The organism is Lentibacillus halophilus, assembly GCF_055395055.1.
Genome location: NZ_AP043750.1, coordinates 349,794 through 375,117 on the forward strand (window position 1 = coordinate 349,794; position 25,324 = coordinate 375,117).

At 39.5% G+C, this 25,324-nt stretch carries 21 protein-coding genes and 1 pseudogene; 1 reads left to right on the forward strand and 21 read right to left on the reverse strand.

Annotated elements, in window-relative coordinates:
- Positions 1 to 478 precede the first annotated feature (478 nt).
- Positions 479 to 877, forward strand: coding sequence for a hypothetical protein (locus ACZ5Q7_RS01595; RefSeq protein ID WP_343751569.1), 399 nt, complete (start codon positions 479 to 481; stop codon positions 875 to 877).
- Here ACZ5Q7_RS01595 and ACZ5Q7_RS01600 read toward each other — a convergent pair.
- The 21 genes and pseudogenes from ACZ5Q7_RS01600 to ACZ5Q7_RS01700 form a co-directional block, all read right to left on the reverse strand.
- A complete protein-coding gene (locus ACZ5Q7_RS01600) occupies positions 859 to 1,149 on the reverse strand; it encodes a transposase (RefSeq protein WP_343751570.1) in 291 nt (96 codons plus the stop codon). The genes ACZ5Q7_RS01595 and ACZ5Q7_RS01600 overlap by 19 nt on opposite strands.
- A 46-nt stretch (positions 1,150 to 1,195) precedes the next feature.
- Positions 1,196 to 2,744: pseudogene (locus ACZ5Q7_RS01605) on the reverse strand (YifB family Mg chelatase-like AAA ATPase).
- A 311-nt stretch (positions 2,745 to 3,055) separates the two neighbouring features.
- Positions 3,056 to 6,802: a YobI family P-loop NTPase gene (locus ACZ5Q7_RS01610; protein WP_343751571.1), complete on the reverse strand. Its 3,747-nt coding sequence runs from the start codon at positions 6,800 to 6,802 to the stop codon at positions 3,056 to 3,058.
- A 561-nt stretch (positions 6,803 to 7,363) separates the two neighbouring features.
- Complete coding sequence (locus ACZ5Q7_RS01615; protein WP_343751572.1) at positions 7,364 to 7,528, reverse strand: hypothetical protein; 165 nt, start codon at positions 7,526 to 7,528, stop codon at positions 7,364 to 7,366.
- A 972-nt stretch (positions 7,529 to 8,500) separates the two neighbouring features.
- Positions 8,501 to 10,837 carry a molybdopterin-dependent oxidoreductase gene (locus ACZ5Q7_RS01620; protein WP_343751573.1) on the reverse strand — a complete coding sequence of 779 codons (2,337 nt, stop codon included), beginning with the start codon at positions 10,835 to 10,837 and terminating at the stop codon, positions 8,501 to 8,503.
- 768 nt (positions 10,838 to 11,605) lie between these two features.
- A complete protein-coding gene (locus tag ACZ5Q7_RS01625; RefSeq protein ID WP_343751574.1) occupies positions 11,606 to 12,412 on the reverse strand; it encodes an energy-coupling factor transporter transmembrane component T family protein in 807 nt (268 codons plus the stop codon).
- The gene (locus tag ACZ5Q7_RS01630; RefSeq protein WP_343751575.1) at positions 12,405 to 13,259 is read right to left on the reverse strand and encodes an ATP-binding cassette domain-containing protein; all 855 of its coding nucleotides are present in this window, start codon (positions 13,257 to 13,259) and stop codon (positions 12,405 to 12,407) included. The genes ACZ5Q7_RS01625 and ACZ5Q7_RS01630 overlap by 8 nt, the downstream gene beginning before the upstream one ends.
- On the reverse strand, positions 13,244 to 14,038 hold the full coding sequence (locus ACZ5Q7_RS01635; protein ID WP_343751587.1) for an ATP-binding cassette domain-containing protein: 795 nt from the start codon (positions 14,036 to 14,038) through the stop codon (positions 13,244 to 13,246). Before ACZ5Q7_RS01635 ends, ACZ5Q7_RS01630 begins: the two co-directional genes overlap by 16 nt.
- A gap of 35 nt (positions 14,039 to 14,073) precedes the next feature.
- Positions 14,074 to 14,415, reverse strand: a complete 342-nt coding sequence (locus ACZ5Q7_RS01640; RefSeq protein WP_343751576.1) for a MaoC/PaaZ C-terminal domain-containing protein — start codon at positions 14,413 to 14,415, stop codon at positions 14,074 to 14,076.
- A 1-nt stretch (position 14,416) separates the two neighbouring features.
- Positions 14,417 to 14,773, reverse strand: coding sequence for a hypothetical protein (locus ACZ5Q7_RS01645; RefSeq protein ID WP_343751577.1), 357 nt, complete (start codon positions 14,771 to 14,773; stop codon positions 14,417 to 14,419).
- On the reverse strand, positions 14,774 to 15,925 hold the full coding sequence (locus ACZ5Q7_RS01650) for a thiolase family protein (protein WP_343751578.1): 1,152 nt from the start codon (positions 15,923 to 15,925) through the stop codon (positions 14,774 to 14,776).
- Positions 15,922 to 17,412: an AMP-binding protein gene (locus ACZ5Q7_RS01655; RefSeq protein ID WP_343751579.1), complete on the reverse strand. Its 1,491-nt coding sequence runs from the start codon at positions 17,410 to 17,412 to the stop codon at positions 15,922 to 15,924. Before ACZ5Q7_RS01655 ends, ACZ5Q7_RS01650 begins: the two co-directional genes overlap by 4 nt.
- A 2-nt stretch (positions 17,413 to 17,414) precedes the next feature.
- On the reverse strand, positions 17,415 to 17,969 hold the full coding sequence (locus tag ACZ5Q7_RS01660) for a biotin transporter BioY (protein WP_343751580.1): 555 nt from the start codon (positions 17,967 to 17,969) through the stop codon (positions 17,415 to 17,417).
- Between the two features lie 535 nt (positions 17,970 to 18,504).
- On the reverse strand, positions 18,505 to 18,918 hold the full coding sequence (locus ACZ5Q7_RS01665; RefSeq protein WP_343751581.1) for a DEAD/DEAH box helicase family protein: 414 nt from the start codon (positions 18,916 to 18,918) through the stop codon (positions 18,505 to 18,507).
- A gap of 109 nt (positions 18,919 to 19,027) precedes the next feature.
- Positions 19,028 to 19,333, reverse strand: a complete 306-nt coding sequence (locus tag ACZ5Q7_RS01670; protein WP_343751583.1) for a hypothetical protein — start codon at positions 19,331 to 19,333, stop codon at positions 19,028 to 19,030.
- A gap of 81 nt (positions 19,334 to 19,414) precedes the next feature.
- Positions 19,415 to 19,591, reverse strand: a complete 177-nt coding sequence (locus ACZ5Q7_RS01675) for a hypothetical protein (RefSeq protein ID WP_343751584.1) — start codon at positions 19,589 to 19,591, stop codon at positions 19,415 to 19,417.
- Positions 19,592 to 20,088: 497 nt separating this feature from the next.
- A complete protein-coding gene (locus ACZ5Q7_RS01680; protein ID WP_343751585.1) occupies positions 20,089 to 20,271 on the reverse strand; it encodes a hypothetical protein in 183 nt (60 codons plus the stop codon).
- Positions 20,272 to 20,273: 2 nt separating this feature from the next.
- Positions 20,274 to 21,032: a type II toxin-antitoxin system SpoIISA family toxin gene (locus tag ACZ5Q7_RS01685; protein ID WP_343751586.1), complete on the reverse strand. Its 759-nt coding sequence runs from the start codon at positions 21,030 to 21,032 to the stop codon at positions 20,274 to 20,276.
- 488 nt (positions 21,033 to 21,520) lie between these two features.
- On the reverse strand, positions 21,521 to 22,975 hold the full coding sequence (gene ltrA / locus ACZ5Q7_RS01690) for a group II intron reverse transcriptase/maturase (RefSeq protein ID WP_464432767.1): 1,455 nt from the start codon (positions 22,973 to 22,975) through the stop codon (positions 21,521 to 21,523).
- Between the two features lie 382 nt (positions 22,976 to 23,357).
- Positions 23,358 to 24,467 (reverse strand): FAD-dependent oxidoreductase, encoded by a 1,110-nt coding sequence (locus ACZ5Q7_RS01695; RefSeq protein ID WP_343751308.1) that lies wholly within the window; start codon positions 24,465 to 24,467, stop codon positions 23,358 to 23,360.
- A 497-nt stretch (positions 24,468 to 24,964) separates the two neighbouring features.
- Positions 24,965 to 25,300: a hypothetical protein gene (locus ACZ5Q7_RS01700; protein ID WP_343751306.1), complete on the reverse strand. Its 336-nt coding sequence runs from the start codon at positions 25,298 to 25,300 to the stop codon at positions 24,965 to 24,967.
- Positions 25,301 to 25,324 lie beyond the last annotated feature (24 nt).

Here is a 25,324-nt window from a genome sequence, read left to right on the forward strand (position 1 = left end):
GTATATTACTTCGGCAAGCATCATCAAAATCCTGCAAAAGCTGCAATAATTTTATACTAGCGTCCCTATGGGACGCACATACAGTTATTAATCCTGCATCATTACTCCACCCCATAATACTTCACATACCACTCCGCAAACTTCTGCAGCCCGGAAAGCGCGGGGACGGTTCCCGTGCTTCCAAGAGGGTTTGCAAAATCAGCTGAGAAATTTGAGCTCAACCCCCAAGTTCACATAAACAGGCAAATTGTGTTTTGGTAAAAGGAAAACATGAGAACCGTCCCCATACTTCTCTTCCCCGATATTATTTTATGATGGATTATCGGTATGTTTCAGCAAATGCTTATTTCAGCTTGTCAAAAATCGAATTATTCAACGGTTCAAATGCTGAGAAATGCATAGTTACAAAGGAAAGACGGTTTTATGTTGAAACGTATAATGGGGAATTGTCGTCTAATTAAATGAGGAGGTGTTGGTTTTGAAAAAAAGCGTTCTATTTATCCTTTCTTCTTTTCTCTTATTAGGGTTATTCGCTTGCTCTAATCAAAACGGACAAGCAAATAATAATAATAATAATGACCAAAACACGGTTAATACCCAAGAACAAAGCAGTAATCAAAAGGATGTAAGAGAAGTTGTTTGGAGTCAATTATCTGAACAACAAAAGGAAAGCATCAACGGTACTTGGAAAGATGGCAAGGTATCAAAAGTAACTTTAGAAGAGAATATGATGAGTGAAGTTAAGGACAAATCATACGAAGGAAAAGAAGTTTATAGGATTATGTTTCCGAAAGATGGAAAATCCGAACCGAACTTTGTAGTTGTTTTTGCCGACATGAATACTTTTAACTATATTGGTTATCCGCTTGTACTCTGAACGAGTTGGTAAAAAAAGGATTTTAAAAAAATCCTTTTTTTATATATAAAAGCAACAAAGTTTACGAAAACAGCCTTCAACAACAAATGGACATGATTATTCATCAAACACCATGCGTAGACTTTTATGGCCGTTCGGGCTTTATATTTTTTGATGATTTCAAGATATTTCTCACAGTCCTCATCGTCATGGAAGATTTCCTGTCTGTTCACGCCACGAAGCATAACATGGTAGATGCCACTCTTACTTTTCACCCGGGCTTTGCGGGCCATTTTTTCTGCCTCCCTCGAGCTTGATCATGGTTTTTCATGTTTCATCCTAGTGATCTGCTGTCGCTCTTTTCTGCCCTAAGCTCGAGTTGGGGCGGCGCATTGTAACGGCTTCCCAAATCGCTTCATTGGAAATGTCCTCATGACCGCTTAAGTCAGATATTGTTCTCGCTAAGCGGAGGATTTTCATTTGTACCCGCGTACTCCAATTGTATTGACTCGCCCATTGCTGCAGCATTTTCTGCTGATCATCATTCAACCCGCAACAATGAGATAACTGCTCATTGGAAACAACCGCATTCGTAATGTCACTGTCAAAACGTGCAAATTGTATGTCTCGTGCTGCTTGAACACGGGGTCGTATATCTGATGATGACTCATTACTATGTATGGACTCACTCTCCAATGCCACTGTGTTAAGCGTTAACAAAATATCCATCCGATCCTCTATTGGGCCGGAGACTCGATTGGTGTAGGCAAGAATTTTTTTGGGGGAACAGGTACAGTACCGGTGTCGTGACCCTAAATAGCCGCATGGACAAGGGTTCATGGCCCCTATTAATATAAATTGAGCCGGATATGTCACGGTCGATGTTGCCCGGCTAATCGTTACCTCCCCCGTTTCCAGAGGTTGTCTGAGCATATCCAACGTTCGCTTGGGGAATTCCGCCATTTCATCAAGGAAAAGCACACCATTGTGCGCGAGGGTCACTTCACCAGGCTTCGGGTTTGCGCCGCCGCCTATCAGTGAAACAGCTGATGCGGAATGATGTGGGGCTCTATAAGGCGGCAGTTGATACCCTTCGTTGATCATCCCTGCCAATTGATAAATGCTCATGACGTCAAAGCTGCCCTCTTGTTTTAGCGGTGGTAAAATGGATTAAATGTCTCCGCAAGCAAGCTTTTGCCACACCCCGGTGGTCCAACCATCAAAACATTATGTCCGCCTGCCGCAGCAATTCCAGCGTCCTTTTGGGCTGTTTATGTCCAAGAACATGTTTGAAGTCTTTCTCATAGGCGGGGGTATTGCTTTCTGAGAGGTCTGTCATGTGTGAAGTCTTGCCTCGCGCGGAAACGTTCAATTGCAATTGACCAGAAAAAGATTCGACAACATCCTGAAGTGTTTCAGCAAATCGAAGTTCAAGCCCATCAATATGAGATAATGGAAACTCATGCATCGGCGGTATATACAAAACCTTATAACCTGATTTTTTAGCTGCTATAATAGCCGGCAGCATCCCTTCAACCGGTTTAATGGATCCATCCAATGATACAACGCCCAGAAAAGCTGCTGCGTCAGGAATGGGATCTTTTATCTCACCCGTTTCCTTCATAATTCCAATCGCCATCGCCAAATCAAAAATCGGACTGTTTTTCTTTTGTTCAGCAGGGGATAAATTAATAATGATACGTTTATCAGCTATCTCGCAGTCATACGCATACAGAGCCGCCAACACCCTATCCTTTGACTCCTTCACCGAAGCATCCGGTAGACCCACAATACAAATCCCTTCAATTTCCGTCAGCAGCTGCACCTCCACCTGAACACGGTAACCTTCCATGCCTTTGAGACCAATGCTCGAAACAACAGTCGCCATCTCATCACACCTTTCCTGTTGGTTATCAATATCATAAAGTATTCTAATAGGAAATTCAAGAACATTTGTTCTCATTCAAAAAGTGGGAAATCGTATTTTAAGGTAGGGTAAGCGGGAAATTTGAGAGTCTGACGAGGTGTGATAGATAAAAAGTGGATTTCTTGTGTGTGAAATATAGCAAAGGGTGAAATTAATAAAAACGTTCGCTTTTACACTTAACGAAATAAAAGAAAGCATGAGAACCGTCCCCATGCTTTTGCGAACCATACCTACTATAATATCGTTACAATGATTAAGACTCCTTTTGATAATTACGCCGGGTCATGTTCGTATTTCGTTTTGTTTTCTTTTCTTCTTTTATTTAAACGACGTCCCATTGCGCGATAAGAATCAGGATAGTATTCATCTTCTTTAAAACTGGAAATCCACCCCTTAAATCTCAGGATTTTAAGTAGTTGCTCATTATGGTTCGTCTTAACAATCTTTGGATTCTTACCTTCAAATACCAAGGAGAACTCAGACATATCTAAAATGGTAAAAATCTCTTTTGCTTGATCTTTATAAAGATCAGGAAGCTGTAAAATCAACAATTGCCTCTTAGTGTCATCATCGATCTTCTCTGATTTAAAGAGTTTAACTAAAAGTTCATACGAGATGTCATACTCTTTATCTATAATCTCATTTATATTCTTTATACATAAATTATAGATCGATTCTTTTACTCTGGAACTTTTTTGCTCGTATTCATTTATTAAGAAAAGAATATCTTCAGTGTCAAAATTACGTTCGAGAATATGACATATAATATCTTCGGAATACGACTTATCTTCCACAGATATAGATCTTGATGTATTTTCTAATAGTTTAAGTTTAAATGAATCCCCGATATCGCTGTCCAGCAAATTATCAAATTCATTGAATGAAAAGTTTTCGCTATCGATAACCTCAAAAGCATATTGAGAAGCGTTAGCATATATAAAAGACATTAAATGATCAGAGTAAGTCTCTCTCATGATTTGTAGATTATACTCATTCATACAAATGACATTAAGCGTGATTAATATTTGAATTTTATCATCAGGGATGTTTTCAAAAGAGAATTCCCCAATACAGTTATTGTAGCCTTCCATGATCATACTATACTTCGTGTCAAATAATTCATGGCATGAAATGATATCAGAATAGAAGTTTACAGTAGCATTGTCTCCGAAACATTCTTTCACTTCAACAGAATCAAAATCCAAAGACATGTCATTATTATTAATGAAGTCTACAAGCAAAGAATCCAATCCATTTAACAAATAATACTCTAGGATATTGAAAACTGAGTACTCAACAAGGTTATGCTGCAAAAATAACGACCAAAAATCATTATTATCTATATCATTTAGACTCGTTATTTTGGTCTGAAGATAACTTATATAAATCGACTTATGTTCAGAACTAATATCGGTATCATTGACAATATGGAGCGCTTGATTTACATCGTCTGTAATCCATGAATCGCAGTTTTCAAGAACAATGTCAATGTAGTGATCCATGTTCTCTTCAATATAATAAGCCAATTGTTCTTCAGGTTGAGAAACAATTAAAGTATAGTTTCTATGCTTGAACTCCTCATTACGTGATAAATCATAAACTTTTTCCAACATAAGTGAAATGTTTGTCATACTTATTTGATATAAATTGGATTCATAGACCGACATAAAAAGTTCATGATCTGAACGTTCATAATTGATCTGTTTAAATTCCACCTCTAATAAATTAAGTTTGCTAATAATTTTTTCTGAATCTGGGTCACTAATATTTAAAAATTCATCATCATTGGAAATGAATTCAGTTAGACAATTATCCACATTTAGATTCAATATATCCTCGTCTGTAGAGTAGTAAAACGAATCAACAATATACATTCGTTTTTGGATATTGGAAAAATGATTATCAACTAGCATGTCTTTGAAAATATCAGTCCAATAATGATTTATGATTTTAATAAACCTTTCTTTTTCTCTTTCTATACTCCAGAACTGTAAAATGAAATCAAACCTTTTATCATTTTTTATTTGGTTAATGAACAAAGGCAATTTTTCACCATTCGATTTTAATAAATATTCCAAGAGATCGAAATTAAGGATTTCTTCCTGATTAAAATTACCATCCTGTAATTGGGAAATAACGTCCTCGGGTTTCTTCAATTCATAAGAAAATGCTTTAGCAACTTCATCAGTTACGCTACGCAAAAAGATTTTATCTATTCTACTAAGACTATTCTCATAAAAATAAGTCATATAATCTGGATAGGTCTTCTCATCAATATAACCATTTCTTATTAAATATTTAATTAAAGAAAAGTACGAGCTTAGTTTAACACTTTTGAAAGGAATTTCTTTTTCAGTTTCATTTTCAAAGTCTACACCAAAAATCCTTTCAATGTTATCTCTTGTAATAATCTTATTAAATTTCCGTGTTTCAATATGTGTCTTTTTTTGTTGCATTTCATCTATCTGCTTATCTATTTGTTCAATGCTCTTGTTAGACTTATCCTCAATTGCTTGTTTTCGAGCCTGGTAATCATCATCTTCGGTCATTTCTCTGTTCTTATCTTCAAAATCAAAAGAAATATTTGAACGATCATAACGAATCTTGTCTATTTTGTCTGGATTATCCTTCATAGCCTTGATCAAATCTACTATAGAAGAGAATTTATTCTCATGATCCCCATCCACTTTTAATGGATGTTCCCAAGGAAAATAAAGGGCATCTAACTCATCTATACTATTGCATAATTCATTTTTGGCAGCAGAAATTTGATCCTGTTTCTTCTTAATTTCAATGTCTAACTTCGCTTTTTCCTCTTCAATAAATTTATCTTTATTAGAAAAAACCGTATACACAAATCCTCTACCTAGCTGTAACTCACTAAAATCTCTTGGAAAGATATTTTTATACGAAATAATAGCTAATAATTTATTGCAGTCTAATTCAGTGGTCTGGATTTGATCATTATAGATTACGTATTCGTTATAAATGTTCTTAAGTATACGCATATCATCTATATACAGCGATAGACCTCGCAAAAAACCTTTATCAAAATGCTCTGAAATATCCCCCTCTTCAAAAAATCTAATAAACATATCATAAGAATTAGAACCGTCTACAATAGGAACAATTGGAATCATATAATCAAAGAATTTTGTCCTATCTTTAGAAACAAATATGTCGTCTCGAAGAAGGTAGAAGAAGCGAATAGTCCTGGAAGATTTTTTATTAATAAGAGAGTTTATTTCCCTTAACTTTTCAAATATCTTTATATTATTAAACCGGTCCATGTCTTCAAAAACTATCACATCTGTTTTAGCATTTTCAAATAGATATAAGACTTCATTCAAGTATTTATCGAAATAGGATTCCTTGTCATCTGATAAAACTTCTATTTCACTGCCCTTTAATTTGAACTTGCTAAGTATTATTTTATTATACCTGAACATCTTCATTAACCCATAAAGGGCATAAGCTAATAAGGCAACAGATATTAAACCTGCTATTACAACAGAAATATCCTTAGTCGAAAAATCAAAAATCCATGCTAGCCATGAATCAGAACTTTGGACGAATTTACTCCAAGCATTGAAACCAAATATGTAAAATACTAGAATAATGAACAAGGATATTAAGGTAGCGTCTAACCAAATTGATCGTGCTCGCACATTCCTTTTAAGCTTAAAATGTGTTTGTGGGATATTTTTACTGTCAATTTGATGAATCAGCTGATTAAGAATTTTACCTTCTAGAGTTGTATCACTATACTCTTTATTACTGGATTTATCTTCAAGATCTGATCCAAAATGAGCAAGTGAGATATTCAGAAAGCTTGTTTGAGGTCGCTTATCTTTGTATGTTTTTAAGACACTACTCTTCCCTGCACCATATGATCCTGTTATTGCAACGTTTTTTAGATCTTTTTCCTGAAATACAAAATCCAAAGAAGACTCATAAATATTTAAATCTTCATATTCAGTGGGAGTAAGCTTTTGAAAATTATATTTATTAGTCACCATAAACACCAATCCTCATTCTAATGAATAAAACTTTGTTGCGATTAATTCTAAATATAGCCCACCCTCTATCTAAGCCTCTGGCTTAAATCCGATCTCCTGATAAAATCTGTCTATCACGATATAGGTAGCGAACATATCACCTACTAGGCTCATAACCTTTATGAAATTCAGCCTCACATCAAACCATCCAAACGCTTAGTCACTCAAGTTTACAATCCCTGTTTAGTCATTTAGTATTACAGCATCCAAATCTACCCCAAAGCCGATCTAACCTAGCATTTCCATTGATGCGATACGATCTTCGATCTCCACATCTATCATATCATAAATAAAAACGACCATACGGACGTTTTCTCACTCCTTCCCATAATATTGATAGTTTTTCTATCATAGATAAGGCAATGATAGGACTTGTGTTTGTAATGATCGTACTCATTTATTCTGTCCATCCTTATATTTTTGGATAGCTGTTTCGTCATCTTTAATATGTTCTGGGGTATATTCCATCCATGGAATATTTTTATTACGAAGGATATCTATAAAATTTGCCAAAGGCATTCCTTAAAGTTCAGCTGCACGTTCCAGAGTAACCGTTCCATCAACAAACATTCCAATAGCTAGTGATAATCGTACTTTTTCATCAATGTTTTTTCCGTTGACACTCTTTTCAAGTATTCCAATGATTTCATTAGGCAACTGAACATTTGTATCATTCTTATCTAACATATTGCTTCTCCTTTCCTTATTTCTATTTGTTCTTATTATTTTACCATAATTAAAAGCATTACCTGTCATTCTTCTTAGTTGATAATTCAACTTCCACATAGAGCAGTACACGGAAGATGACAAGCACTACCCACCAACTACAAACCTGTTGGCTGACTGGCGTCTAAAATATTAATGGCAAAAACAAGGATTATAGCAAGCAGTATAGAAAAAGAGATTTAACTTTTGTCCCTACTGACGCAAACTGACCATCAGACTCTGTTTCCAGTGTATCCTCTCTCATGTTCATTTCATTTAAAATACCTCGCAAAATGTCTTTCTCTACCTTGGTCTTTTCAATTTCTGTACGCTTCTTTTCCTGTGAAATCGGAAAAGTAAAACCTGTATTGCTTTGAAGATAACGATTAACCTGGTCTTTTCGTTCTTTTGACAAATAAGGACGTGAACTGGTTTGCCATGATCGTTTGTTCGGAAATAAGGATTACCTGTTGTCATATAAAGGGCGACTGCTGGAAGTATGGATAGTAATCCAGCTAAAGGACCACCGTAAGCCACAAAAAATTCTGTTTTAGCACTCTCGATTTTTTTCGGGTCTATCCCAATGGCAGCTCCAAGAAATGGGATGGTAAGGCGTGAAAGGCAGAACTTGTCGAGCGGCGCCCGTTTGTTGAACGAATTATATTTATCTATCTTCACCGCTTTTTAATTGCTTAAATTCAGGAGTTTGTATTATCTTGCTAAAGAAATCATTTTTCGCTTCCCTATAAACATCCATATCTAGGATTTTTTATACCCTGAAACTTACATTTTGATAATTGGGAATATTATTGATTTTTCCTTATTATTTATGCAATGCCAGTGACAGAAATTCTTAGATAATTTATCAACCCTTGAACATCAAGGGTTCCAGCTATACTAATGATGCATCAAATAAATGAAAAAATCTGTTTCTGTTAAGTTTTTTCCGTTTTTTTACACATCCGCACGCGAAATAAATTTGGGCGTTAACAATTCTTGAACTTCTGGCGCAGAACCATGAAACGGTTCGATTTCGACCAAGCAACTATGGGCGGTTGGCCCTTGCGCTAGTAAAGAAGTACCTTTATCCGCTGTCAGGACATTCGGGTTGCCGTGGTACTCCAGGCTATTAGGTCCCTCGGTATCGTCTGGACAATACCATGCGCCTGTAGGCAAACTAACGACACCTTGCATAATGTCGTCTGAAAGTCGCGCTCCTGCCAAGCAAGCACCTCGATCATTAAAAATCCGTACAAGCATTCCGTCCGCTATCCCACGCTTACATGCATCAGCAGGATTTATAGTAACCGTCTCCCTCCCCGCTGTCTTATCCTTATGGCTGAAAGCTCCGAAATCGAATTGACTATGAAGTTTATTACGTGGTTGATGGGAGATCATGTGTAATGGAAAACTACTTGCCCGAGGCGCTCCTAACCATTCATTCTTATCGAACCATTTCGGATGCCCGGTACAGTCAGCATATTTAAAGGATGCGATTCTACTCGAGAAGATCTCGATCTTCCCGGAAGGTGTCGACAGCGGCTGGGCCTTAGGATCGTTGAGAAAGCGTGACATAAAGTTATTTCGTCTCGGCTTCATCTTAGGCTCTGCATATAAAGGCTCGCCCGTCTCCCAAAACTCATCAAAGGGAATCAATTCGGCACCTGCCTGTTTGGCGTTATTCCTACTAACTTTATAAATGTTTTTCAGCCACGCCGTCTCATCGCGACCTTCTGAAAAAGCTTCAAGCACACCCAGTCTTTCAGCCAACCCGCAGAAAATTTCATAATCAGTTCGAGATTGCCCGTAATTCTCCAGCACCTTTTTCGACGGAGTAATATGATAATCATCTTTGCTGCAAATAACATCATTACGCTCAAGAAAGGTGTTTGCTGGGAATACGATATCCGCGTGACGTGCCGTAGCTGTCCAAGTCGAATCATGAACAATCACGGTTTTCGGCTTCCTCCAAGCACGACGGAGTTTGTTCAAATCTTGGTGATGATGAAATGGATTACCGCCAGCCCAATAGATTAGTTGGATATCAGGATAGGTTCTTATTTCTCCATTGTATGAGTAAGGGCTACTTGGATTTAGTAGCATATCAGCAATTCGGGCAACAGGGATCGTCTGCTTGATTGGGTTCCGGCCTTGTGGAAGTCTACCCCATGAAAAAGGGGGTTTATGATAGTAACCTGAACCATTACTACTCCCCCATCTAAGTCCAAAACCGCCACCTTTCTTTCCTATCGATCCCAGCATAGCGGCAAGCACGATGGCGAGCCAGAAGGGTTGTTCGCCATGTTCTGATCTTTGCAGTGACAGGCTAACCGTTATTAACGGACAACGTGCATTGGCAAGTTTATCTGCGAGACGTATAATATCTTGTGAAGGAATATTAGCGATGGAGGATGCCCATTCTGGATCCTTCATAACACCGTCAGACTGCCCCAGCAGATATGCCTTGAACTTGTCATATCCGACTGTGTAACGATCAATGAACGTAACGTCGACCTTGCTGTTCACTTCAAGGTAATGGGCAATTCCAAGCATAATAGCAACGTCTGAGCAAGGTCTTGCAGCAATCCACTCACTCGCAACATCCCTTGGTATATCGGATTGAATGGGGCTGATCGAGATAACTTCGGTGCCCGATGCTGCAAGCTCTTCGATCACATTTCTTTCGTTGTGGTCAGTGACCCCACCAGGTATTACTTGGTTATTATACTGATTCAAACCTCCGAAGGCAATGAGCAAGTCGCAAGCCTCGATGATCTCACCATATTCTACTACATCGTCTGCAGTTCCATAATCCACACCAATTACATGGGGAACAATAACTTGGCACGCGCCCGCAGAGTAATTGTTCACCGATGCGACGTACCCCCCGATAGTGTTCAAAAATCGGTGGATCTGACTTTGGGCATGATGGAATCTCCCGGCACTGCCCCATCCATACGATCCACCATAGATTCCGGCATTTCCTACCTTTTCCTTTATGTCCTTTAATGCAGATGCTGCCAGTTCAAGTGCTTCGTCCCAACTTACCGGTACAAAAGGTTCTTTTCCACGAGATTGACGATGATTTTGATCACCTCGTAAATATCCAGCTCTAACCATAGGTTGAGAAATACGGAAACGGTTATCCATCGCATCATACAATAGTTCTCCAATGGGAGATGGATTAGAGTCCGTCCCCGCAGGCTGTACATCAACAACAGCATCGTCACTAGTCTCAACTTGATAGATTCCCCAATGAGTACCAACCATCGCCTTTTTGTTCTTTTGCATTTAAAGTATCATTCCTTTCGCTGTGCTTAAGGCACAAAAATGTAATGAAAGAAACTCTCCCTCCACGGTAAAAGTTGCTATAATGTAAATGGAAATCAGATACACTATAGAGCACGGGGAGGTGAGTGAAGCAGTTCTATGCTTCCCGCCTTTAAAGATGTGCCGTTTGAAATAAGTGTTCCACCCGAGCACGTAAACTCCATGTATAATTAAAGGTTATTATGTGGCCTATCCACTATAAACTTAGGTGGGGATGTTATGTTACCAGATACCGATAAACGTCTGAACGCTTAGCACCTCCTGGAGGATGGCATAATACTTCTACTTTATGTTATGTTGAACCACTCATGAAACTATAGCGCCTCTACGTACTTCTTTAACCCTAACGCCGCATTAGGCAATCTAATACCATTCGATTAACATGTGGTTTAAACCTCCCTTATTAGAACTTACAACTTATTATATTTGCATGAAAATTAAGCATTGTTTGAAATGATAATAGAAGCCTATCAAAATACAGCTATTGCTATCAAAAAAATATGTTTCAGAATCTAGAAGACTAGTGGAAAACTACTGTTATTCCAACTACGCGCACTGGATGTATGTGACCAGGTTGTTGAAGTTCATGATGGGTGGCTGGAAATATGATGCCTTTGTGGTGACTCAAACAGTACCGAATTTAAATCAGGGAGAAGGCTTATTTTAAGTACTATCGCTCGATATCATAATGCGGAACCATTCCACAATACCCTGTCAAACCAACTCCTGCTAAACAAAATAAATCGACCAGAATACACCGGTAACAACAAATAAATGTACAATAGTGAGACCCCGGTAATCGGCTGCAGACAACTGAAGACTGCGATAGCTGGTACGGTTTTTCCCTTTTCCATATACACGCGAGTCAATCGCTTCCGCAAGTGTTTCCGCTCGTTGAATTAAAGAAAAAAGCAGCGGAATCAGCATGGGTATATACAAGAACATCCTTTGAATCAAGGAGCGCTCTTTGACATCGATCCCTCTTGCTTTTTGCGCAAGTACAATACGATCAAATTCGCTCACAATCGTCGGGATGAAACGAATTGCAATTGTAACCATCAGGGAAAACTGTTCAATAGGAATACCAAAACGGGATAATGGCTTGAGCAGTCGCTCTAAACCGGCAGTTAACGACAGTGGCTTTGTGGTGAATGTAAGTATAGATGCCATTAAAATAAGCAGTACAATTCTCCATGCAAACCGGATTCCCTGATGTATTCCTTCCTGTGTTAAATGGAAGACGGACCATTCCCACAGGACAACTTCTCCTTTAGTAAGAAACGCATTGTACATAGCTGTAAACAAAATAATAAACAGAATTGGACGCAAACTTTTCCAATAGTATCGTATCGAAACATTTGAGATGAACAGAAGGAAAAAAGTAAAGACCGTGGCCAGCACATACTCCATCACTGACTGAATCACGACAAACCATACCATGATACTGATCATCGAAACTAGCTTTGTACGCGGATCAAGCCGATGAAGTATTGATTCCTTTTCAATATACTGCCCCAGAATAATTGCCTCAGACAAATTGTTCACCTCGCTTGGCCACTGCTTTGCGAACCGCTGCTAAAATATCCGCTTCCCTGCAGCTGGTGATATCAACATATTCTTTCGCCAGTTTTTCTACACTATTTTTCAGCTGAACAGATGGCGGAAGAATCATTCCGCTTTCTTCCATAAGATTTCCATAATGCAAAAACAAAGCTGTCGCATCCATATGTGTGACAATTCTGCCACGTTGCATAACGAGGACATTATCTGAATACTCGGCAACATCCTCCATCTGATGGGAGACAAAGATAACAGTATTGCCTTCTTCTTGCCAGTGTTTGATTCCTGCTACTATTTTCTTTCGACTTATGGGATCAAGCGCTGCTGTTGGTTCGTCTAACAGCATAATCTTCGGCTTAGTTGTCATGACGGATGCAATCGCAAGTTTTCTGCGCTGTCCGCCACTTAGTTGAAATGGGGATTTAGCAAGAATTTCCTCGGGCAGATCAAAAAGCTGCAGTATTTCTGAGATGGTATCATTTATCTTTTTTTTCGAGTACTTTTTTTGTTCTAAACCTAGCGCAAGTTCTTTATATACTGTTGTCTGGAAAAATTGATGTTCAGGATATTGAAAAACATATCCCACTTCGGAAATAGCTGTTGTATCAATACTTTTTTTTCGTACAATCTGTCTATCGTCGAAAAAATATTCTCCACTGTCGATAGTAACTAATCCTTTAAGCGTTTTAAGCAATGTTGATTTTCCTGAACCGGATGTTCCAATAACGGAAATCCATCTCCCTCTAGGGATAGAACAGGTTATATTATGTAAAATTTTTTCTTTACCGATACAAACATTTATATCTTTTAATGTGAAAACCATAAAGATTCAGCCAACTTTCTCCAATCCAGAGAGGAATCGACAGGTATATTTAGTGTCTCGGATGCACGGAAGACAAAAGGTTTATCCAGTCCGTAGTCAGTTACGGGAATGGTTGTAAAAAATTGGAATGGAGAACCATCAAATCGCAGTTCACCCTTGTTAACAAAAAGAATACGTTTGGCTTCTAATGCCTCTTCCATATGATGGGTAATATGAATAATCGTTATCCCAAGTTGATTCAACTGGCGCATTATGGCGAGTATATCTTGCCTCCCCTTTGGGTCAAGCATAGATGTCGCCTCATCAAAAAGAATATAGCTCGGTTCCATAGCCAAAATAGCTGCAATGGCAATCTTTTGTTTTTGCCCGCCGGATAAATATTGGGGCATCGCATACTTGTATGACGACATTCCAACCATTGCTAGGGTCTTGTTAATGCGCTCATCCATTTCCTCTTTAGGAACCTGAATATTTTCCAGACCAAACACGATTTCATCTAAAACCGATGTCGTAATAAACTGATTTTCCGGATTTTGAAAAATATATCCAACATGCTTTCGAATGGATTGAATATATGAATTATTAGCTGTTTTCATTCCAAAAACTTCAACAGACCCTTTTTTGGGAGTAAGAAGACCATTCATTAATTTTGCAATGGTTGACTTCCCACAGCCATTTTGACCGACAAGGGCGACATATTCCCGTTCTTTTATGGAAAGATTGAGATTGGAAACAATCGGATTGTTATTTTGATAATAAAAGCTAACCTGATCAAACATAATCACAAAATATCACCTTTCTGCTGGTCGCAAATTCATAACCATGCAACATCTAAAACACCTTTTGCCAATAGTTCGGAATCCTCGCCTGTCACAAAAATCTCAATGCAGTCCTTCTTCTCCACAAAATCAAACCATACATTAGAATCAACATATACCGGGTTATGAAATGTCATAGTGCAAGATTTTGCCCACTGCCCCGCGTGCTTCATGCTGTACAATGACTGTGCGAGTCCCATGATATACGCTCCATGGGCAATAGCTTTTTTAGCGGTGCTTTTATTGTCTTCGATTTCTTGTATATGAATAGAGGCCTTATCTTTTGAAACATTTGCATAATGCTGAACTGCTTCTCTCGTAATCTTTCTTTTTTCCATATTACTCACCTTGTATCATTAATGTTGTCTTAGCGGTCGCTATAACTTCATTTTGATAGAAACACGTTAAAAGATAAACTTTATATTCATCCGAACCAACTTTTCTTTGTTTTTGTAAGGTAAGCGTACAATCCAGTGTCATATCGGTTGTAATTGGACAAACGTAATCATATGTCTGTTTCACATGCAAAAGGACTCTACCTTCCTGCTTCCATGAATCAAACAATTGCCAGAACAGCATAATCATCGTTGGCGGCGCAATATAATTACCATTTACTTGTGTTAATGGTGCATCAATAGATTGTGCATATTGCCTAACCCATTCCGCTGTCATAACAACTTCACGAGATTCATTCACTTATATCGCCTCTACTAGTACTGCCAGCCCCATTCCCCCGCCTATTCCAAGGGTTGCAAGACCTCTTTTATAGTTTCCGTACTTCATCTCTGTCATTAATCGTGTCATCAAAATAGCTCCGGATGCACCATATGGATGTCCTAATGCTATAGCCCCGCCATTCACATTTACTTTTTCTTCAGGTATTTTGAGTGCTTTGAGTGATGCAAGCACTTGTGAAGAAAATGCTTCGTTAAATTCGACGACATCAATATCTTCTACCGTTAATTGTTGGCGTTCTAATAGTTTTTCCACTGCTGGAACAGGACCAATGCCAAGTAAGGCTGGATCTACCCCTGCCACCACAGCATCCACAAAACGCACAGCCGGCACCAGCCCAAGTTCTTTGCATTTTTGGCTCGACATTGCCAGCACTAATGCCGCACCATCATTAACCGAACATGCATTTCCAGCAGTCACACTTCCGTCTTTGTGAAATAATGGAGGCATTCGTCTCAGAATATTCTCCAATTTTGAGTGATCACGTGGACATTCATCTGCACTCACCAGTTGCCCTGTAACTTCCAACGGAACAATTTCATCCGAAAAACGCTTCCTCTTCATAGCACTATTTGCTTTTCTATGACTTTTTCCTGCATATTCATCTTGTGCTTCTCTTGTTATCTGATATTTTTTCGCAACATTCTCCGCCGCAATCCCCATATCAGGATCACCATAAGAAGGTGGTGTGAAAGGGGCACGCTCATATAATGTGGGTGTGCCTGACATATGCTTTGGTCTTGCCAGTTTCCACGGTGCCCGACTCGTGCTTTCTGTACCGCCCGCCAGATAAATTTCACCCGCACCGCTTTGAATATGACGTGCTGCAAGTTGAATTGCCTCAAGTCCGGACCCGCATTGCCTATCAATTGTTACACCCGGTACAGTAACAGGCAGCCCAGCATTAAGTAATGAAACGCGGGAAATGTTTCCCCCTGGACCTACCACATTCCCAGCAATGACATCAGCTACTGATTCAGCAGCTAGTCCACTTTCAGTCATGATTCTCTCAATGAGTGGCGATAGAAGGTTTTCCGGGTCAAGTGACTTCAGTACTCCTCCTTTTTTGCCGATCGGGGTTCGTTTAGCTGTAACAAAAACACATTCTGTCATGTCAGCACATCCTTTATTCGGTCTTCCATCACCTTACGCGCTACCTTCCCACCGCCTGTATAGACAAATGAATCAACCGTCACTACTTTTTTCGGAATTTTATACGTTGCCAAAAACTCAGAACAATATTTTCTCAAACTAACGGATGAAAGTTTCCTTTCACCTTTCCAGGAAACAACAGCAACAACTCTCTCACCCCAGTGCATATCGGCAATGCCAAACACCATAGATTCCTTAATTTCCGAGAGTTGCTTAAGAACAGTTTCCACTTCTTCAGGGAAAACATTTAACCCGCCCGTAATAATCATGTTCTTCTTTCGTCCGCTTAAATATAATTGATTATTCTCATCCAGATAGCCATAATCTTCTAATAAAAGCCAGTCATCATGAAAAGCTGCTTTTGTCTCTTTTGGCATATGATCATAGCCAGTGAAAACCATCTCACTTTTTATCTTTAGTTGTCCGACTTCCCCTCTGTCGCGTTCCCATCCATTTTCATCACATACAGAGATTTCAACACCAGGAAAAGGTTTCCCTGCAGAATGTAAGTCGGTTTTTTCTGAGACAGTAAGATAGCTAATATAACTTGCCTCCGAAGTACCATAGAACTCAAATATCTTTGTTCTGCCAAATCGTTTAATAGCCTGTTTCTTCATAGCTGCAGTCCACGTCGAACCCGAACTGATCAATCCCTTAATGTCCGATTCATTTATTGTACTCGCGATCAATGATTGAATCATCGTAGGCACAACAAACAAAATAATATCTTTGTACTGACTGCATATAGCAGCCACTTTTTCCGCATTGAATTTTGAAACCACATGAAACGTGCCACCTAGATATAAACTCTGTATGAGCACAAACAATGACAAGGAATGAGCAAAGGAACCCGGCGCAATAAAGTGGTCGGTTTCTTTCAACCCGAATACGTGGATACCTGATTCAAAACTCTTGATCCACGATACGTGACTGCGCATAAACCCTTTTGGTTTCCCGGTTGTTCCAGATGTATATCCTATAAATAACACTTCATTCGCTTCCATGGTGGTATCTTCTTCTTGTGAAGCTAACCATGTACTATAGGAAGTGATTTCCTCGTCCTCTTGAAAGGATACCTTTGTTTGCATGGTACTATCCGGGATTTTCATGAGCTTGAATTTATCTCCAAAAATAAGTGATGGATTGTTATTCTCTAATACTTGAATCATTTCTTTTTGACTCCATTTAGGATCAAGCACCACCGGGATGCAGCCCGCATAGATTGCACCGAGAAATACTTCAGCATACTCCATGCAATTATTGGAGATAATGACAACCCTTGCATTCGCTGTTCTATTTTTCTTTAAACCGCAGGAAACTTTTCTCACTTGATGAAGAAGATCGGCATATGTACAATTCTTCTCACTATCACAAATCGCAATTTTGTCAGGTGTTTTTTTTGCGTGTTGGATAACAACATCCATTACATTCCATGGTTTTATTTGCATACTTATGCACCCTTGGTTTTCTCTTCAATTGGACTGACCGGATTTAATTGTACTGCAATGACTGCAGCAATAACTGCTTTCAAGCAATCCCCTGGCAGAAATACCGTTGACCCAACAAGCCCTGCCCATACAGAGGTATTTGTAATAATTGCCATAACAGGCGCACCAATTAAACTAACAAATATAACGCCAAACAAAATGTTAATAGCAATTACCTTCCACAAAGCTAATTTGCTCCAGATCTTTTCAACAAAGTAACCAATTAAATAGGCTGCAATTGGCCAACTGAGAATATACCCAGCAGAAGGACCAACAAGTACAGAAAATCCTCCGCGTCCACCTGTTAACAGCGGTAAGCCAATCGCAATTAAAACAATAAATAACACTAAACTTAGCGCTCCCATTTTCCTTCCTAAAAAGCAGCCTGCCAGCATGACACCCAAAGTTTGTGCAGTAATTGGCACAGGAATAAATCCGAGCGGAATCGGTGGAATTATACCCAGCACACCAATCAACGCGGCAAATAACGCTATGTAAACCATTTCTTTTGTAGTCATATCTTCTCCCCCCCATTTAGAATATAAAAAGATACTATCTATTGTATTTAGTAATCACTCATTTGTAAACCCATTATATAATATGGTTTACAAATGTAGATATATGTTCACATATTAAACAGGAAATGCATTTATGAAATTGATTCATTTATGTAAAAGAATACGTAAAAAGAAACTGGGTATAAATAAGAAAGGAAATAAAAATTTACTTAACGAGGTGATTACGATGAATTTTTAAAAAATAACATTAGCTACAATTACAGCAATTTTCTCTGCTGGATTATTAGTCGGGTGTGGTACACCTAATGATGAACAGGAGCCAGATCCAACTGAAGAGCCTTCTGAACAACATGATCAAGGAGAAAATGAATTAGAAGAAGAGCAAAATCAATAATAATTTTTTGAAGCGCGAGTGAAGCGCGGGGACGGTTCCCCTGCTTCCAAGAGGGCTTTCACAATGAAGCGCGGGGACGGTTCCCCTGCTTCCAAGAGGGCTTTCAAAGTCAGCTGAGAAATTTGCGCTCAACCCCCAAGTTCACATAAACAGGCAAATTGTGTTTTGGTAAAAGGGAAACATGAGAACCGTCCCCATGCTTGTTCCTTTGGCGGTATTTTTGCCACCTCCAAATTGACCGATCATCCTTGATTCCTTTTTGAGAAATACGTTCAGACGCTCTTTCCATTGATCCATTAAATGCTTCCGATGAACGATCACCAACGTATTAACTTTTCGTTGTGCAATCATGGATGCCGCAATAACGGTCTTTCCAAATCCAGTAGTGGCTGACAAAACACCCGTACGATGTCTTAATAACTTTTGCAGTGCTTCATCCTGCTGAATGGATAATGTCCCGTGAAACTCAACATCTAATGGTGTACCTAAATTCCTTTTATCTCTTACGTTCATTCCAAGTGACTTTTGTTCCAGGAATTGGTTTAAATATTCCATACATCCTCTCGGCAAAATCAGGTTGGCTTCGGTTTCTTCTGAACAATTGATTATTCGTGGAATTTCTTTCGTGGATAACCTCTTTTTCTCCGCTTTGTAAAATGCAGGATTACTGAATGTTGCAAGCTGTGCCAGTTCTTGTACAAAATGTTGAGGTAGCCCCGGCTTTGATATATAGTATATTATTTAAACCAATACTGCCAATTTCATTTAAGGCAAGGTGCTTCCGTTCCACTTGGTAACGAGTGCCTGGCACCAACGCAATTCTGAATTGTTTACGTGCCTGGCACTGGGTAGCAGTAAAGTATCCCACAATGTCCCCAGTTTCATCATCAAATATAATAGTTGTTCTAGCATTATCCTCTTTTTCTTGATTTATTGCATTGTTATGTAAAAAAATTTTGAATACTCTCATTAACTACACAAGAAAAAGAGCGGAGAATCTCATTCAGTTCATCTCCGCCTTGTTCGATTAAATCCATTAATGAGACTGCAGTTAATGACGTTTCCATTTATTTAAAATACCTTCCGCTTTCTTTTGACGTTCTTCAGGGGACAAGTGAAAACTACCTTCATAAGAGGGTTTTTCTACATTCACTTTTGACGCGTTAGCAATTATCTTTGCTTGGTTTCTGTCAAGCGTATAAGTCTTTTTCGCGCTAGTTGCAGCCATTTTGTTCCCCTCCTCACTTTTTTTATCTTTATCGCACATACATATCACATCCTATATACATAGTATATGTGCTTGAGCTTTGGGGACTGACCCCCGATACATTCGACAAAATTCGGGAAGTGCACTAAAAACAATTAATTAGCTGATGTCTAACTCGGTGATTCTGTTTCTGAACTCCTTCAAAATGTCATACTCAGTATATCCCTCGGAAATAATGTCTTTCAGGATTCCTTCAGCAGTTAAAAAGGATTTATTTGAGTTCGTTTTTCGTTGTCGCTTGGAGCGATTGACATGCAACCTTCGAATAATTGCCGCGTTTTCCTTTTGTAGCTTTTGTTGATTGTTCGATGGCCCGACGTTTGCCAGGGGCAAATTAAGACGCCTTCGTTTCGGTTCATTCACCTTTTAACCACCACCTAATTTTTATGCTTATATTAGGTTTATGTGACAGTTGTAATTCTATGCGACAAAGGGAACTTTAGTAAAAAAAGCGCCCATTAATGGACACTTTCTTCTTCACGCCATCCGTAAGTTCTTCTTCTTTTACCCAGGATTCGTCTATTTTCTTCCCGCAGTCTTCTTTGGCTATGGTTCTCTCCTACATAAGCAATTGGGATATTCAAACTTCTTCTTGGTGGTTCACCTTTTGTAATAACAGACTGTTTATTATTCTTCTTCATATTCAGCACCCACCTTTGTCAGAATAAGACTCCTCAACAGCTAAAACATGAGTCATCAGAAGCATATTAATAATATTTCCATCAATATCTTGAATTTCCACATCTTCTATTGTGGTTGTTACTTTCGCTATATAGTTTTGACCCAATACAAATAAGGGGAGCAACATCAGTTTGTCTTTTGTCGAAAAATAGGTTTGACCTATGTCAAGCACTCTTGCAACTTTTGACTTGGGTCGTTGGATGCTATCCAGCAATTCATCTTTATGCTCTTCCGTGTAATATGGTAAAACATCTACTGACAACCATTCTTTTTTTCCATAGTTATTGAGGAAGTTATCTAATTCACTAATATACTCTTCCTCATTTCTAGTATACCTCAGATATTCATACGAATTCAATACATGCTCCATGTTTTCGACTTTTCGGCTTGCTGAGATCCAATAATTCTCTGTTCTTTCGATTTGCTCCTCTGGCACTTGTAATTCATTTCCGCCTAGTTTTGAAACGTAAAGACTCAAAAAAATCAGTGAATCAACAACAATAAAGCCAATTAAAACCACTAAATAATTTTGCCAGCTCGCAAAAAGACTGCTTGGATGTGCAGTTAAGTATACCAGTACTCCAAAAAAATACAGCAAATACCATGTCTTGCGGATTGTATCTTTATCTTTTACCGCTTCCCTATTTATCCAATAAATGAAAATATAACACGTTAAAAGAAAAAAGATAATCCACATCCCCACAATAAAGAAATTCTCCACATATCCCTCCTCCCTCTAGTAATTTAAGTCGATAAACGTCCGCCTACCTTAATTTGATCGTATTTTGCCATTGATCCTCACACCTTTTTATCAATAGTTGGTTAGTATAGGATAAGCTATATTCTATCAAAAGTCAAGAACATTTGTTCGGTACCAGGATCATTAAAACTGCCTTATAAGGACCTAAAACGATGTAAAAACTCTATTTTGCCGAAATGCCACTAAGATAAGATACAAAACTACAAAAAAGAACTGGAGAAAATACCATTTTGACTAAACATTAATTTTTTCCAAATTTCCAGCTCTGCCAGTAATATGCATTGAAACTCCAAGAAGTAGATTCCTTATTCTAAGTAAAAATACCTCGAAAAACGATCGTACTCAAGGTCAAGTAGGAGTGAACCTCTCAGCCTAACGGCTGATTGTGTATCACTCCCCTCTCAGAACCATGCGAGCGGTTTTCCCGCACACGGCTCCACCTATCATCTTCACAGAATGTAACTAATATGATCTCTAAGTTGGTATATATTCACTTTCACAGTTGGTCTTGGAAGTGGAAATTTCTTTAGAAATAAAACGAATTTCTCCCATGTAAAAGACTTCTTCTGGCTTCTTCGATTGAGCCATTTAAAGAGTAACGTTCTTATATTGTCACGAAACAAATCAACCGTTGGCGAATTGTCTGTAATACAATAATAATTATAGTATCCTATAAGTGACTTTCGAATTCTATCCATGATAAATTCGGCACCTTCGGTTCTGTTTTCTTTTAGCCATTTCTTAGTTTGACGCAACTTCGCTCTCATCTTCTTGTTGTCAGTTTTCCGTTTAACTCTGAACTTGCCTTTCTGACTTTGGCTGCAGTAATGCGTGAAACCCAGAAAATTAAACGTCGGGGGTTTCCTATTTCCATTCCGCCTACTGTTCTTTTCCGCAAATCTGCCAAAGGGAATAATGTTCGTCTTGTCCTCTGCAACTTCAAGGTTAAATTTCGCCAATCTCTGTTTGAGGCCTTCAAAGAACTTATACGCGTCCTGCTGATATTGAAAACAGCACACAAAATCGTCCGCATAGCGGACGAGGTACGCTTGTCCTTTACATTCTTTACGTACTTTACGCTCAAACCATAAGTCCAGGACATAATGGAGATAAACATTTGCCAGAATAGGCGAGACAACACCACCCTGTGGTGTGCCAAACTCCTCCTTATATCGCTTGGTTTCCTCCATGTATCCGGCCTTTAAGAATCTGGCTACGAGCCTCAGTATACTGGGATCTTTAATTCGATGTTCCAGAAATGCCAGCATCCAATCATGATCCACATTGTCAAAGAATCCTTTAATATCTACATCTACAATGTAGTTCGTGTACCTCTGTTCAATGTAGACATTAAGAATCTTCAAGGCATCATGACAATTTCTTTTGGGTCTAAAGCCAAAGGAGCAGTCGAGGAAATCATTTTCATAGATTGTGTTAAGAATTTTAGCCAACCCCCGCTGCACGATTTTATCCTCGTGCTCCGGTATCCCCAATGGGCGTTTCTTCCTTGAACCAGCTTTATCAATATAGGTTCGTCTGACCGGTTGGGGGCGATAGCTTTTCTTCTTCATTCTATGAACGAGGTTCTCGACATTATCATTCAATTCTTCACCGTAGTCTTCCTTTGTAACCCCCATAATACCTGCAGCTTTATTGCCGGGTAATTCATAGTGGCATTGCTTTAAAGACTCCTCATCCAACAAATGCGCCAGTGATGTGAATTGCATCCTGGGGTGAGATCTAGCTAATTCCGCTATTCTCGATAGTTTTGTTTCCATTATAATTCCACCTCTGTGTGTAGATAATGTGTCCCTAATAAGAAATGATAGGGGGCTTACCTTTCCTCCACCGGAATTACCCGGCTTCAACGGTACTATGTAGCCCTCCGACTTCCTATCAGACATTTGGTTTCCTCACTTTGTATCGCTTGTACGCCATACTCCCTGCTTCCGCAGGAAGACCCGATAGGACCTCCCGGGTTGCCGTAACATATCCATGTCTAGCGTGCCGTGGTCACCGACCCCGGAAAGGTCTTAATAAGCTCGCCTATTTCACTTATCAAGATGTTGCATTCTGGACTGGCAAAACCATCTGCCCTTTCATTGAGTATTTCGGGGCTCAATCCCTTCAACCGTCGTTTACGGCCCACTAGCTAACAGTTTACGCTTAATGATGGAAGTTACCTTCCATCATCCAAAACTTGCTACGAGCGAGTGGCTAACTCTTACTCGGCGGGCATCCCACCCACTATATGTTACGACCTAAGCCCGGTCGCTCTGACAGGCACTAAAGACCGAAAACCCGTCCCATGTGTTGTCCTGATTGAACCATTTGACGAACGGTATCCAGACGCTTCGATTCATATTCATTTAGCGCATCGATGGCGGCTCGTCCCTGTATGCCCTTTGCGGCACATTTGCCCAATTCCACTGCATCTTGCAGTGACGCATTAAATCCGCTGGCGGTAATCGGCGCTGGTGCATGCGCTGCATCTCCAACCAGTGCCATGCGGCCGCTCACAAGATTATCAGGCACATATTCTTTGATCGGTACGCCGACTATGGTACGTGTGTTGATTCCGTGAAGGGCCGCAGTCAGCCATGGATCGGACCATCGTTCTGACGCTTCTTTCGACAGATCATGAAGCAGCTCTTCCGGAAGTTCAGACCCTTTTAGCGAATGATGGACGACAGAGCCTTCTACAGCCCCAAGGCGTCGGAGCCAATCATTACGCACGTGGTCATACCAAGCTATTCCAATCTGCCGGTTCCCGGAATCCGAGGAATCATCTTCAATCTCAGTGATGGAACCAAATACAAACCCACTAAAGCTGTTTAACATTGTATACCCGTTGGATTTGCGGGGCCGTTTTGCTTTAGGCAAGTCCGTTTCCTTGATGGATGCCTGCCACACGGTGTATCCGGCAAACGACGCATGAGGCTTATGCGGATTTACGTAGCCTCGCACCATACTGCGGTGGCCATCAGCGCCAATTAAAATATCCCCATAAATGGTCTCACCGTCACCGGTTATCACCCACGCAGATGCATCATCCTGATCAGCCGACTGGACACGCGTATTATAGCGTATGTCCATTCCGGCATACGATTCAGCTTCTGTGCGCAAACGGTACTCAATGGATGACCAGAGCTGCAAGGAACGTTTACTGCCACCTGAAGCCAGTTTCTTCAGCAGCCGCTCTGTTTTATTAAAATCGAACAAACTCCCGTCAACCTGCAGACCACCCCCGCTCGGCCGATCCTTGCCTGCCTTTTCCAGAATGATGGTCTCCAAACCTTCCCGGGCAAGGGCAATACCGGTCATAAGCCCGGCAAGCGAGCCACCGACCACAATAGCCGTTTGTCCTGTTTGATGATTTATCGTTGAATGGTCCATAATGTCATCCCCCATTATTGAAATGTTTGCCCTTTCATTCGCTGCTTGAGCTTATCGTTCACCACTCAATGTGTGTAAATTCCATTTTAATGCATTCGAGTAACTCTAAGTCAAACGAGTTGTGTCCTTTTTGAATGTGGTCGCGTTAGGATGATCTTTTTTGTCGGGTCCATTATACTCAAGGTGAAAATCAATGCATGGCGCATGTGCCATATTTTAAGGAGATGTCTGCTTCTGGTTAGACTGGGTGTTCTTCTTGGAAAATGAGGTTGCTTGTGACTATAACAACAGGTGGGGAGTCGCTGATTAATATTGATATGGACAGATTGAAACGGATGCCCCATATATCTTTATAACGTTTGTACTTTGGGGGTACGTAAAAGATGGCTGTATTCTTATAAATTAATCAGCGTTTAGGAATTGGTAGGTCTTCGTGGCACCCTTAAAAGAATGCCATATTTTTTTCTGCTTATTGATGGCATTTAACCTTCAAGCTACTATTCTGCGTTTTTCAGTACTTTTACTTCTGCTTGTGTCTTCAATAAGCTATCAGATAGGACGGAAAGCTTGGAATCCACCATATCAACTTTTTCGGTTAATCGTTGATCCGCATCGGTTAATTTCTCTCCCATTTTAGTGATCTGGTCAGATAATCGTTTATCCACTTCATTGATTTGGTCCGTTAATTTCTGTTCGGTTTGGTCGATACGCTCAGTTAGTTTCTGATCAGTCTGGTTGATTTGATCGGTTAGGTTCTGATCAACTTGATTAATATGTTCCGATAATTCCTTAATGGCTTGTAAAATGTCGTTGTTAGTAATATCTTTACTCATTTTCATCATCCTCTTTGGATTTTA

Bases quoted from the DNA above. Each gene is read 5' to 3' on its own strand.
- ACZ5Q7_RS01600 (WP_343751570.1), bottom strand. From the start codon at position 1,149: ATGGCCCGCAAAGCCCGGGTGAAAAGTAAGAGTGGCATCTACCATGTT.
- ACZ5Q7_RS01610 (WP_343751571.1), bottom strand. From the start codon at position 6,802: ATGGTGACTAATAAATATAATTTTCAAAAGCTTACTCCCACTGAATAT.
- ACZ5Q7_RS01615 (WP_343751572.1), bottom strand. From the start codon at position 7,528: ATGTTAGATAAGAATGATACAAATGTTCAGTTGCCTAATGAAATCATT.
- ACZ5Q7_RS01620 (WP_343751573.1), bottom strand. From the start codon at position 10,837: ATGCAAAAGAACAAAAAGGCGATGGTTGGTACTCATTGGGGAATCTAT.
- ACZ5Q7_RS01630 (WP_343751575.1), bottom strand. From the start codon at position 13,259: ATGGTTTTCACATTAAAAGATATAAATGTTTGTATCGGTAAAGAAAAA.
- ACZ5Q7_RS01635 (WP_343751587.1), bottom strand. From the start codon at position 14,038: ATGTTTGATCAGGTTAGCTTTTATTATCAAAATAACAATCCGATTGTT.
- ACZ5Q7_RS01640 (WP_343751576.1), bottom strand. From the start codon at position 14,415: ATGGAAAAAAGAAAGATTACGAGAGAAGCAGTTCAGCATTATGCAAAT.
- ACZ5Q7_RS01650 (WP_343751578.1), bottom strand. From the start codon at position 15,925: ATGACAGAATGTGTTTTTGTTACAGCTAAACGAACCCCGATCGGCAAA.
- ACZ5Q7_RS01655 (WP_343751579.1), bottom strand. From the start codon at position 17,412: ATGCAAATAAAACCATGGAATGTAATGGATGTTGTTATCCAACACGCA.
- ACZ5Q7_RS01660 (WP_343751580.1), bottom strand. From the start codon at position 17,969: ATGACTACAAAAGAAATGGTTTACATAGCGTTATTTGCCGCGTTGATT.
- ACZ5Q7_RS01665 (WP_343751581.1), bottom strand. From the start codon at position 18,918: ATGGAATATTTAAACCAATTCCTGGAACAAAAGTCACTTGGAATGAAC.
- ACZ5Q7_RS01670 (WP_343751583.1), bottom strand. From the start codon at position 19,333: ATGAGAGTATTCAAAATTTTTTTACATAACAATGCAATAAATCAAGAA.
- ACZ5Q7_RS01675 (WP_343751584.1), bottom strand. From the start codon at position 19,591: ATGGCTGCAACTAGCGCGAAAAAGACTTATACGCTTGACAGAAACCAA.
- ACZ5Q7_RS01680 (WP_343751585.1), bottom strand. From the start codon at position 20,271: ATGAAGAAGAATAATAAACAGTCTGTTATTACAAAAGGTGAACCACCA.
- ltrA (WP_464432767.1), bottom strand. From the start codon at position 22,975: ATGTCTGATAGGAAGTCGGAGGGCTACATAGTACCGTTGAAGCCGGGT.
- ACZ5Q7_RS01695 (WP_343751308.1), bottom strand. From the start codon at position 24,467: ATGGACCATTCAACGATAAATCATCAAACAGGACAAACGGCTATTGTG.
- ACZ5Q7_RS01700 (WP_343751306.1), bottom strand. From the start codon at position 25,300: ATGAGTAAAGATATTACTAACAACGACATTTTACAAGCCATTAAGGAA.